This is a genomic window from Streptomyces sp. G5(2025) (assembly GCF_049542075.1).
Lineage (GTDB): Bacteria > Actinomycetota > Actinomycetes > Streptomycetales > Streptomycetaceae > Streptomyces.
Window position 1 is genome coordinate 4,936,260 of record NZ_JBMUZT010000006.1, and the last position, 11,839, is coordinate 4,948,098.

An 11,839-nucleotide genomic window follows, 5' to 3' on the forward strand; every position below is an offset into this window, starting at 1 on the left:
TTCTCCCCACTATTGAGCAGATGTTCGACTCTCGGCATACTTCGGGGTCCGAGGGGCGGCAGCCCCTTCAACTCCAGGGGGAGACTTGCACAGACAAGTGAAGAGAGCGGGCGGGGCCACCGTCGCCGCGGCCGTCGCCGTGGCGCTCGCGGCGGGCATGACCAGCCCGGCCTCCGCGGACCCGGCGGCGCGGCCGACCGGTGCGCACGGTGCGGCGGGCAAGGCCGTGGGCACCGACCACGTCACGCTGATCACGGGCGACCGGGCCGTCCTGGACGCCAAGGGCCGCGTGGTCGGGCTCGACCGGGCCAAGGGGCGGGAGCACATCCCGGTACAGGTGCGGCGCAAGGGTGGGCACACGCTGCTGATACCCGCCGACGCGCAGCGTCTGATAGCCGACGGCAAGATCGACCAGCGGCTGTTCGACGTCACCGAGCTGAGCAACAAGCGCAACCGCGCGGCCCAGAAGAAGGGCCTCAAGGTCATCGTCGGCTACAAGGGAGCCGCGACCGCCGCCAGGGCGGACGTCCGCTCGGCCGGTGACACCACGGTCCGCAGGACCCTGAAGTCGCTGAACGCCGACGCGGTCACCACCCCCAAGCACGACGCCGCCGACCTGTGGGCGGCGCTCACCAGCGGCAAGGGCGACACCCGCAGCGCGGCGTCCGGCATCGGCCACGTCTGGCTGGACGGCATCCGCAAGGCGAGCCTGGACAAGAGCGTCAAGCAGATCGGCGCCGACAAGGCGTGGGCCGCAGGGTACGACGGCAAGGGCGTGAAGATCGCCGTCCTGGACACCGGTGTCGCCGCCGACCACGCGGACCTCAAGGGCCAGGTCGTCGCCGAGAAGAACTTCACGCCCGGCACGTCGCCCGAGGACGCCAAGGACCGCTACGGCCACGGCACACACGTCGCCTCCACGGTGGCCGGCACGGGAGCCAAGTCGGGCGGCAAGTTCAAGGGTGTCGCACCCGGCGCCAAGCTCCTCAACGGCAAGGTCCTCGACGACACCGGTTACGGCGAGGATTCCGGCATCATCGCCGCCATGGACTGGGCGGCCGGTGAGGGCGCCGACATCGTCAACCTCAGTCTCGGCGGTGGCGACACCCCCGGGGTCGACCCCCTCGAAGCGCAGGTCGACAAGGTCTCAGCGGAGAAGGGCATCCTCTTCGCCATCTCGGCGGGCAACGAAGGCGAGCCCGGCTCCGTCGGCTCACCGGGCAGCGCGGACTCCGCGCTCACCGTCGGCGCGGTCGACGGCGACGACAAGCTGGCGGACTTCTCCAGCCAGGGCCCGCGGGTCGGCGACGGCGCGATCAAGCCCGACGTGACGGCTCCCGGCGTGGACATCACGGCGGCCTCCGCGCCGGGCAGCGTCCTCGCGAAGGAGTTCGGCGAGAGCCCCGAGGGCTATCTGACGATCTCCGGTACGTCGATGGCCGCCCCGCATGTCGCGGGCGCCGCCGCGCTGCTCAAGCAGCAGCACCCCGACTGGAAGTACTCCGAGCTGAAGGGCGCCCTGACGGCGTCCACGAAGGGCGGCAAGTACACGCCGTTCCAGCAGGGTTCGGGCCGTATCGCCGTCGACAAGGCCATCAAGCAGACGGTCTTCGCCGAGCCGGTGTCGGTGAACTTCGGCACGCAGGCGTGGCCGCACACCGACGACAAGCCGGTCACCAAGAAGGTGACGTACCGGAACACCGGCAAGGCCGACGTCACCCTCGACCTGACGGTGAGCGGCACCGACCCGAAGGGCCGCCCGGCCCCCGCCGGGTTCTTCGGCCTCGGCGCGCAGAAGGTGACCGTCCCCGCGGGCGGCACCGCCTCCGTCGACCTGACCGCCGACTCCCAGCGGGGCGCGGCCCTCGACGGCGCGTACTCCGCGTACGTCGTGGCGACCGGCGGCGGGCAGTCCGTGCGGACCGCCGCCGCCGTGGTGAACGAGGTGGAGTCGTACGACCTGACGCTGAAGTTCATCGGACGGGACGGCGCTCCGGCCACGTCCTACGACGGTGGCCTGGAGGGCATCAGCGGCCTCGCCGCCCAGCAGTCCTTCGACCCGTACGACAAGTCGGGCACCGTCACGGTCCGTGTGCCCAAGGGCGGTTACCTCCTGAACGCCGGGATCTACGTCGACCCGGAGGACTTCACCAAGGGCGCCGACTGGATCGCGCAGCCGAAGCTGAGCGTCACCAAGGACACCACGGTGACGCTGGACGCGCGGACGACGAAGCCGGTGGACATCACGGTGCCGGAGGCCGGTGCGAAGGCGGAGTTCGCCTCCGCCGAATACTCGGTCGACACCCCGCGGATGGGTTATGGCTTCGGCTGGTTCCTCGACTCGTACACCAACTTCCGCACCAAGCACCAGGGTGCGCAGGTCACCGACGGCTCGCTGTCCCAGCAGTGGGGCGGGCACTGGACCAAGGGCGACGACACCGAGTACGACATCGTCACCGGCGGCGAGGTCAAGGAGGTCGCGACCGGGTACACCAAGCACTTCAAGGCGGCCGAGCTGGCCAAGGTGAAGGTGAACGTCGGCGCGTCGTCCTCGGGCAAGAAGGGCGTCCTGAGCGCCATGGGTATCCTCCCGGGCAGCTCCAGCGGCTCCTCGGCCGGCATTCCGCGCCCGCTGCCCACCACCCGGACGCTCTACCTGTCCACCGTGGACAAGGCGCGGTGGGAGATCGACCTGGAGCAGCACGGGACTGACGGTAACGGTCGGCCGACCATCGACGCCGGCTACACGCTCGGTGCCGCGCAGGCCTTCAAGGGCGGCGAGAGCTACGAGAAGACCTTCAACACGGCCGTGTTCGGGCCGCGTCTCGGAGGCGACTTCGGTGTCTTCCGTGAGGGCAACGAGATCGCGGGTTACCTGCCGCTGTTCGCCGATGGCAAGGGTCACGCGGGCTCATCGCTCTACACGTCGGTGAACACCACGCTGTACCGCAACGGCACCAAGGTCGGCGGGAACGAGGACCCGCTGGCCGGCGGGGCGCAGTTCAAGGTGCCGTCGGGTGACGCGGCGTACGAGCTGAAGACGTCCGTGAAGCGCAGCGTGAAGGTGGCCGCCGCCAGCACTCGCATCGACGCGAGCTTCAAGTTCCGCTCCAAGAAGGTGGACAGCGCGAAGCTTCCCGCCTCCACGGTGCGGTTCAGCCCGGCGGTCGACCTGCGCAGCAGGGCCGAGGCCGGCCAGACCCAGTCCGTGCCGGTCACGGTCCAGGGCGCGGCGGCCGGTGCGAACCTCAAGTCGCTGCTCGTCTACGTCTCGTACGACTACGGCCAGACCTGGAAGCAGGTCAAGGTGGTCAACGGGAAGATCTCGGTGAAGAACCCCGAGAAGGACAAGGGGATCTCCTTCCACGCCAAGATCGCGGACAAGAAGGGCAACAAGTCGACGCTGTCGGTCCACAACGCGTACTACGGAAAGTGAACGCGTGACACCGCACCGCTCCTGACGTGAGTGTGGCCGACTGCCTACCGCGCGAAAGGTCCGGATGCGGTGGGGGCCGCAGCTCTTGTCATCAGGGCGCTCGGGCGCGACGCGCGCTGTCCCGGGGCGATTCGGTATACCCGGGTCGTCCCGGGACGATGGCGAGATGGATGCCGTCCTTGGTGTAGTTCCCCGTGATGAGGGAGAGCGGACGGCGGTCCACCGGGCTCGAACGTGCCGTCCAGCGCTGATCGGCAAAATGGACACGTAGCGACGCCACCACCAGTATCCAACAAGTCGCCCTTGTTCGTTTGAGTGGAATCTGAGATTCCCATGAGGGCGGTATCGGTCAGTCCGCTTCAGGTGGATGCTTCCATTGGTGGCGGTAGGTCCCGAATGCCCTTGGCTCAGGGGGTGGATCATCCCGCCTGTCCCGTTTGTTCGATCGAGTGCTTTCAGTCGCGCGGTCCGGGTGATCTATCGGGAAGTGGGAACGCAGGGTTACTGTCCCGCTACCTCCGAAACAGAATCGGAGATGCGGGCGCCGCCCGGTGCATCGGTTTTCAAGGCCACTTGTGCATCAAGGCCATTTGTGCATCCACGGCAGCACCCACACCGGCTTACCCGAAGGGCCACGTTAGTGAATCGTCGGTGCCGAACGAAGTCGACGGCTACGCCGCGACGCCACACCACTCTCCATGCGGCATGCATAGCGGCTCTTCTCGCCGGAACCCTTGCGGTGCCGGGTGCCCTGACGGCCACTTCTGCGCAGGCTGCCGAAGCCTGCCAGAGCGGTATCGCAACCTATGTGCATGACCTGACCAGCGGTCCCGCCCCCGTGCTGCGCAAGTATCTCGACTGGGACCCGCTGACCGGCAACGCCGCTGGATCCCTCCTTGACTCCGGTATGACGGCGGAACTCAGTAGGGACAGTCGGTTCTTCACTGGCGGCAAGGGCATCATCTATGTGATCGCGTCAAGCGGTGAGCTCAAGACGTACAAGGACAACACCGCCACCGGTGGCAGCCTCCTCACCCCCGTCCATGAATACGGTGGCAACTGGAACGGCTACAGTGACGTGTGGTCAGGCGGCGACAACCGGATCTTCGCCCGGAATGCGCGCGGTGCACTGGATGTCTACTCCATCGACAACCCGTCCTCGGGGACCGGAGCGATCAAGAAGATTCGTACCGTCCCCAGCACCGACCCCGCAGTTGTGGCGATGGAGCAGGCCGATGACGTGTGGTCCGCAGGGGCCACGGTCTACACGTTGAAGCGTGGTGTCGCTGACAGGCCCGGCGTCGTCAAGGCATGGCCCTACGCCGAATCTGCGACAGGCTCCCCATTCTCCGCCGGTTCCACCAATGTCATCAACGGTATTGGAACCAAGACGACGCGTGGGTGGAGCCCCGGCCCGGGGACTGTCTACACGGCGGGTGACACTCCCGACTACACCGGTATTGCGCACAGTTACACCGGATCCCAAACCATGTCACTGGTGAATGCCGAGGTTGGCGCCGGCATCTACGGTGACGTTCACGCTGACATTGCTTCATGTCTGGCCAGCCCCTCGGAGGATGTGAAGCCCAATGTAGGGGCTGAGATACCGGAGACCGAGACACCTCCCGTAGCGGTCAACGATGATTCTCCCGACCCGGCACCCCAGGATCCTACGGAATTCTCTGGGAAATTCATCCTGGGTGATGGCAGACCTGCCGCAGGATTGCCGGTGAAGCTCGAAGCTGTTGACGTACTCAACGACACCCTCGGCGAGGAGGACATTCCTGCTCTCGGAGAGACCGTGACTGACGCCGACGGAAGCTGGAAAATCCAGCTGCCCGAATCCTTGCCGGAATCGGTGAAGGCTGCGGCGACCGCCAATGGTGGAGCCGTCAATGCAAAGGCCACCGTCTTCGGGGAGACCGCATCCGACGTCCCACTCATAGGGACGCGCCACGTGTCTGCGGCGCCGGCCAGTGCCTCGGCCGCCACCCGAGCCCTCGTCGCCAACGCCGCGGAGGACATGGAAGCCCCGGAAAAGCTGCTCCCCCTCACCGACGACATGAAGCAAGAGGAGTCGGAGCCCACCGAAGCGCAGTATGCCCAGAGCTGGGCTTCGAAAGGCGAGGCCATCTCGGTCGACGAGCTTGGCGACAAGCCGCTGCCCGAGTATCAGAGCGACACGGGCGGCTTGCCCACCGGTGATCCGTACGTGGTGAACGGGACAGACATCAAGTCGATGGCTGTCGGGCCCATGGACGGCGGCTGTGACAGGGTCGGCAGCAAGATCTATGCCAAGAAGATCTATTACACGGTGGTCGGAGAAGGGCATGCCTACTGGGATGCCAAGGCCACTGTGGACTACGACTCGAAGCTGTCCTCAACTGTCGAGACGGCGATGAAGATCGGGGGTAAATGGCAGATCGACGGCTCGGTCACACTCGGCTCGGCAATGTCTGTAACTACCGGTTACACCAATCGAGGGCCGTACTTCGCCAAGCAGTGGAAGGTCCCGCTGGAGTACAAGAAGAGGAAGACCACCTACAAGTGCAACTACGGGCGTGACACGTACTACACGTACACGATGACGGCGGGTCGTTACAAGGTGCCGTCCGGTGGCGCCGTCGGTAAGTACGGAAAAGATGTCTCTTCCAAGGATGGTGCGTACGGCTTCCGCCACTCGCCAAAGAGGCACCGCGCGTACGTCGAGCCGCAGAGCTACTTCCAGATCAACAAGAACCGCAGCGTCAAGTGGTCGTCCTCCGTCAGTGCCTTCGGTGTCAAGCTGGGAGCCAGTACACAGTACGACAGAGAACACAAGCAGCGCATCACGACTGGCAAACGGAAGACCTCGCGGCATGATATCTGGGGAAAGAATGACAGGGTTTCGGGCAAGCCGGGCGTCTTCTATTCCTATTAGAGCGCTGATGCTTGCGGCTGCACTCGCGCTGACTGGCTGCTCGTCGAGTACGCAGGCAGACCAGCCCAGGCGGGGAACGGCTCTTGGGACTGACGGTGCCCAGTCGAGCGGTGTTGTGGGCAACAAGCATGCCCGCGTCGGGGAGGTGTGGTACTTCGCGCTTCCGGTGCCGTACAACACCTCCACGAAGCCTATCGAGATAACGGAAGTCGCAGTCGAGCACATCCCCGCCGGAATGAAAACGCTCGGATATCGTGCATACGATATTGAAGACACACAGGGGCTGCCGGTTCTCACGAAGAAAGACGGGCCCCATACACCTGACTTCGAGAAGCTGAAGAACTATGCGACGGATTCGGTGCAAGTCGCGGCCGGGAAGGAAAGTGAAATCTTCTACCTGGCAGAGCTGCAGATCGTCGCGCCACCGAAGGACTCCGCTCGAAAGTGCAGCTTCACCTACAAGCAGGACGGTGAGGTCTACACCCAGACGTTGGATTGCGAGGTCGAACTCAAGGTGACCGAATAGTTGCTCTTGAGGGTCAATGCTGATCGGCTGGGCTCCTGGCCATTTCCAGGGGGCGGGAGCCCCGCCATCCCGGTCATACAAAAGGAAGACTTCGCAGGCTTGTCGGCCTCGGCCCTCGACGGCTTCTTCCTCCGTGCATATGAGGAGTTCCATGAGACGTTTCCGTACCGCTGTGTTTGCCATGGCGGCCTCCCTCTCGACCGTCACCTTCGCCTTTGCGGCTGCACCTGCCGTAGCGCAGAGCACCACAGGAGCCTGTGAGCAATCTGTAACCCACGTAAAGGTCACTGGCAGTTTGAAGAAGTGCACATGGGACGACGGTCGTATCCGACTTGTCGGAACACTGCGTGACAAGTCGCTCAGCGACGGCGCGACGCTTCTCACCACAAAAATCGGCAGCTACTCCCGTGACTGGGTCATATGTGGCAGCGACACCCCTGTTGACACCGATTACCAGGAGAGCGGCATCGTCTCGGTGCGTTGGGCGACCACCAGTGCGTCCAACTGCTGAATAGGCTCCCCGCCCCTTGGGACCGTCGTCGCGCGTTCGAAGAGTCACGTTGACCGCGGCGCGGCGCCGAAGGGACTGTCGATCACGTGTCGCCAGTATCTTTCGACGCCGCGTCGTGCTGCTTCCGTGGCGGTGTACACCATGCCGTCGCCGATCTCCCAGTCGACGAGGCCGCGCGCTCCGCCCCGTGCTCCAGGCGCTGGGGGACCGGGGCGCGTCCCGCCCGCCCCAGGAGTGAGCCGGGCGGCGCCACTACCGTGCTCCCATGACCACGTCACCGCAGGACGGCCCGAGCGGCCACGCCTCGTTCCCCAGAGCGGAGTTCGCCTTCCCCGGACCGCTGCGCGACCGGCTCGTGGCGGCGATCCTGGACGGCTCCAAGACGTCGACGACGGGCCTCCTGGCCGATTACGAGCGCGGCGGCGACCCGCTCCCGGCGGCCGGTGAACGCGCGGTCGTCGTCGACTCCGGCGACCGGCCCGTGGCCGTCATCGAGACGACAGAGGTACGGGTCGTACCGCTGGCCGACGTGGCCCTCGCCCACGCCGTGGACGAGGGCGAGGGGTACACGACCGTCGCCGCCTGGCGGGCGGGGCACGAGAGCTTCTGGCACGGCGCCGAGCTGCGCGCCGCGCTCGGCGACGAGACGTTCACCGTCGACGACGGCACCGAACTCGTCCTGGAGCGCTTCCGCCTCGTCGCCGACCTGCGCGGGGAGTGACCGGCCGTGCCCTTCGCCGAAGCGGCCGACGGCGCCGCGATCCACTACCAACTGCACGGCACGGGCGAACCGCTGGTGCTGCTCGCCGGACAGGCCAACAACCACCACTGGTGGGACTGCGTGCGCGACGACTTCGCCGCGCGCTTCGCCACCGTCGTACTCGACCACCGCGGCACCGGGGAGAGCAGCCGCCCGGAAAGCGACACGTACAGCACACCCGGCTTCGCCCGTGACGTCGTCGCGGTCCTCGACCACGCGGGCATCGACCGCGCCCACGTCTACGGCACCTCGATGGGCGGCCGCATCGCGCAGTTGCTGGCCGCCGACCGTCCGGATCGCGTCGGCCGCCTCGTCCTCGGCTGTACGTCGCCGGGGGCCCCGCACGGCGTCGAGCGCGGCCCCGAGGTCCGGGCGGCCCTGAGCCAGACCGATCCGGACGCCGCGCGCCGCGCTCTGCTGGAGCTGATGTACACCCCGGCCTGGCTCGCCGAGCAGGAGCGTGAGCACCCGGGGCGGGAGTTCCACACCCTCGGCGACCCGACCATGCCCGCCCACGCCCGCCGCCGCCATCTGCGGGCCAGCGCCCGCCACGACGCGTGGGACGCGCTGCCCCGCATCACGGCGCCGACGCTCGTCGTGCACGGCACGGACGACGCGTTCAACCCGGCCGCCAACGCGCCGCTGCTCGCCGGCCGCATCCCGGACGCCAGGACGTTTCTCGTCCCGGGCGCCCGGCACGCGTACTTCGAGGAGTTCGCGGACGTGGCGACAGAGCCGGTGCTCGCGTTCCTGGCCGGGGCCGCCCCGCCTCAGGCGCCGCTGCCGTAGGGCCTGGTGAGGATCTCCAGCTTGTGCCCGTCGGGGTCGTCCCAGTAGACGCCCCGGCCGCCGTCGTTCGTGTTGATCTCGCCCGCGCGGTGGTGGTACGGGTCGGCCCAGTAGGCCAGGCCCCGCTCCTTGATCCGCCCGAAGATCGCGTCGAACTCGTCCTCGGAGACCAGGAAGGCGTAGTGCTGCGGCACGACCGGACCGTCACCGCCGTCGTAGAAGTCGAGGGTGACGCCGTTGGGAATCTCCACGGGGGCGAAGGGGCCGTACTGCGGGCCCACTTCGAGCCCCAGGATGTCGGCGAGGAACCGCGCCGACGCCTTCTTGTCCGTGGCCGCGACGATCGTGTGGTTCAACTCGATGGACATCGTGTGACCTCCCTGTCTGCCGGAGTCCCGCCGGAACCCCCGTGGTCCTGCGCTGACACGAACCACGCTAGGCCGGGACACAGGGCGCCCGGATCGGTCACGGGTCCCGGTTCTGCCGCGTCCTGCGGACCAGGCCCCGCGACCGAGGCGTTTTCCGGCCACGAGGACCGTTTGTCGCAGCGAGCGTCGAGGACCCTCAGATCGTCGCCGCGTCGATCACGAAGCGGTAGCGCACATCGCTGGCCAGGACCCGCTCGTACGCCTCGTTGATCTGGTCGGCGCGGATCAGTTCGATCTCGGAGCCGAGCTGGTGCTCCGCGCAGAAGTCCAGCATCTCCTGCGTCTCCCGGATGCCGCCGATCATGGAACCGGCGAGGGTCCTGCCGCCGCCGATCACGGAGAAGAGGTTGAGGGAGACGGGCTCCTCGGGCGCGCCGACGTTCACGAAGGCGCCCTCGGTGCGCAGCAGCCCCAGGTACTTGTCCAGCGGCAGCGGCGCCGAGACCGTGGAGAGGATCACGTCGAAGGACCCCGCCAGCTGCTCGAAGGTGGCCTCGTCGCCGGTCGCGTAGTAGTGATCGGCGCCGAGCCGCTCGCCGTCGGCCTTCTTGCGCAGGGACTGCGACAGGACGGTCACCTCGGCGCCCATGGCGTGCGCGATCTTGACGGCCATGTGGCCGAGGCCGCCGAGGCCCACCACGGCGATCTTCTTGCCGGGGCCCGCGTGCCAGCGCTTGAGCGGGGAGTACGTGGTGATGCCGGCGCACAGCAGCGGCGCGGCCACGTCCAGCGGGAGCCCGTCCGGGATGCGCACGGTGTACGCCTCGTCGACGACGATGTGCGTGGAGTAGCCGCCGTAGGTCGGCTCGCCGTCCTTGCCGAGGCCGTTGTACGTCGGGACGTTGCCGTTCAGGCAGTACTGCTCCAGACCTGCCCGGCAGTTCTCGCACTCCCGGCAGGAGTCGACCATGCAGCCGACGCCGACGCGGTCGCCCACGGCGAACTTGGTGACTCCCCGTCCGACCTCGGTCACGACTCCGGCGATCTCGTGGCCGGGCACCATCGGGAAGATGCCCTCGCCCCAGCCGTCACGGGCCTGGTGGATGTCCGAGTGGCAGATCCCGGCGTACTTGATGTCGATCAGGACGTCGAACTCGCCGACGGCGCGGCGCGGGACCGTGGTCCGCTCCAGGGGTGCGTCGGGGGCGGGAGCGGCGTAGGCGGAAACGGTGGTGATCTGCTCAGTCATGGCTACGACACTGCCCATGACCTGCGACGTCACCCAGACACCCGTTCTGCCTACGTCCAGCGGTCCTGCTACTGGCGGGGACAGGCTCAGGGGCGTACGACCGTCGGGGCGGCCCGGGATAATGGAACGCATGGACGACACCGCCGAGGGCGCGGCCCCTCAGCCGCAGGGTCCGCAGGGTCCGCAGGGCTCCCCGGGCCCCCCGGGTCCGCACGGTTCGCAGGGCGTGCCGAGCGCGCGGAGTGCGGCGTCGAGCGCGCAGAGCAGGCCGCTCGACGGGCGGGCCGAGCTGAGCGAGTTCCTGCGCTCGCGCCGGGCCCGGCTCCAGCCGCAGGACGTCGGACTGCCCAGCTTCGGCCGCCACCGCCGGGTGCCCGGGCTGCGCCGCGAGGAGCTCGCGCAGCTCGCGGGGGTCTCCGTCGCGTACTACACGCGCCTGGAGCAGGGCAACGGCCGCAACGTCTCCGGTGAGGTGCTCGACGCCATCGCGCGCGCCCTGCGCCTGTCCGACGCCGAGCACGCCCACCTCACGCACCTCGCGAAGCCGAAGGCGCTGAAGAAGAAGCGCGCCACGCGCCGGCAGCACATGCGGCCCGCGCTCCAGGCGCTGCTCGACTCCATCGAGGGCGTGCCCGCGTACGTCGTCGGGCGCCGCTCGGACATCCTCGGCTGGAACGCGCCCGCGGCGGCCCTCTTCGGCGACTGGGGCGACCTCGACCCCAAGGACCGCAACTGGGCCCGGATCTGCTTCCTCGACGCCCGCTCGCCCGACCTCTTCGTCGACTGGGAGCAGAAGGCCTCCGACATCGTCAGCTTCCTCCGCATGGACGCGGGCTGCTACCCCAACGACCCGGAGCTGTCCGCCCTCGTCGGTGAACTGTCCGTGAAGAGCGAGGACTTCAGGCGGCTGTGGGCCACGCACGACGTGAAGGAGAAGGGTCACGGCGTCAAGCGCATGCGCCACCCGCTGGTGGGCGAACTGACCCTCTCCTACGAGACGTTGCGGCTGCCGGACGACTGCGACCAGTCGCTGGTGATGTACCACGCGGAGCCGGGCTCGGCGTCGGCGCAGGGCCTGCGGCTGCTGGCGAGCTGGGGCAAGGACGCGTCGTCGGTGGGGTCGGGAGCGAAGTAGCGCGCAGCGGCGCGAAGCAGCGTGGGGCGGCGGCGTGGAGCGGCAGCCGAGGAGGCTTGCTCCGTACGGGATTTCGCGGGCGGCGGAACGTTCCGCCCTGCCCGGCGGCCGGGTTCCCTCCTAGGCTGAGGGGGTGAGCAGCCAA

Annotated in this window: 9 protein-coding genes; 7 read left to right on the forward strand and 2 right to left on the reverse strand. The window is 67.8% G+C overall.

Translation table 11 applies throughout. The features are described from left to right. Window positions 1-97: 97 nt before the first annotated feature. The 6 genes from ACOBQB_RS33390 to ACOBQB_RS33415 all read left to right on the forward strand — a co-directional run bounded on the left by ACOBQB_RS33390 (window position 98) and on the right by ACOBQB_RS33415 (window position 8,942). Window positions 98-3,436, forward strand: coding sequence for a S8 family serine peptidase (locus tag ACOBQB_RS33390; RefSeq protein WP_423598931.1), 3,339 nt, complete (start codon window positions 98-100; stop codon window positions 3,434-3,436). Between the two features lie 739 nt (window positions 3,437-4,175). Beyond that, window positions 4,176-6,356, forward strand: a complete 2,181-nt coding sequence (locus ACOBQB_RS33395; protein ID WP_423597106.1) for a hypothetical protein — start codon at window positions 4,176-4,178, stop codon at window positions 6,354-6,356. Window positions 6,357-6,363: 7 nt separating this feature from the next. Continuing rightward, a complete protein-coding gene (locus tag ACOBQB_RS33400) occupies window positions 6,364-6,882 on the forward strand; it encodes a hypothetical protein (RefSeq protein WP_423597108.1) in 519 nt (172 codons plus the stop codon). A gap of 151 nt (window positions 6,883-7,033) precedes the next feature. Further along, window positions 7,034-7,393, forward strand: a complete 360-nt coding sequence (locus ACOBQB_RS33405; protein ID WP_423597110.1) for a hypothetical protein — start codon at window positions 7,034-7,036, stop codon at window positions 7,391-7,393. A gap of 265 nt (window positions 7,394-7,658) precedes the next feature. Continuing rightward, window positions 7,659-8,114 carry an ASCH domain-containing protein gene (locus ACOBQB_RS33410; protein ID WP_423597112.1) on the forward strand — a complete coding sequence of 152 codons (456 nt, stop codon included), beginning with the start codon at window positions 7,659-7,661 and terminating at the stop codon, window positions 8,112-8,114. 6 nt (window positions 8,115-8,120) lie between these two features. Then, window positions 8,121-8,942: an alpha/beta fold hydrolase gene (locus ACOBQB_RS33415; protein WP_423597114.1), complete on the forward strand. Its 822-nt coding sequence runs from the start codon at window positions 8,121-8,123 to the stop codon at window positions 8,940-8,942. On the opposite strand, the gene ACOBQB_RS33420 is transcribed toward ACOBQB_RS33415, so the two are convergent. Next, on the reverse strand, window positions 8,924-9,310 hold the full coding sequence (locus ACOBQB_RS33420; RefSeq protein ID WP_423597116.1) for a VOC family protein: 387 nt from the start codon (window positions 9,308-9,310) through the stop codon (window positions 8,924-8,926). The genes ACOBQB_RS33415 and ACOBQB_RS33420 overlap by 19 nt on opposite strands. 196 nt (window positions 9,311-9,506) lie before the next feature. Continuing rightward, window positions 9,507-10,559, reverse strand: coding sequence for an NAD(P)-dependent alcohol dehydrogenase (locus ACOBQB_RS33425; RefSeq protein ID WP_423597118.1), 1,053 nt, complete (start codon window positions 10,557-10,559; stop codon window positions 9,507-9,509). 130 nt (window positions 10,560-10,689) lie between these two features. Here ACOBQB_RS33425 and ACOBQB_RS33430 point away from each other — a divergent pair, with 130 nt between their 5' ends. Further along, window positions 10,690-11,694, forward strand: coding sequence for a helix-turn-helix domain-containing protein (locus ACOBQB_RS33430; RefSeq protein ID WP_423597120.1), 1,005 nt, complete (start codon window positions 10,690-10,692; stop codon window positions 11,692-11,694). Window positions 11,695-11,839: the final 145 nt, after the last annotated feature.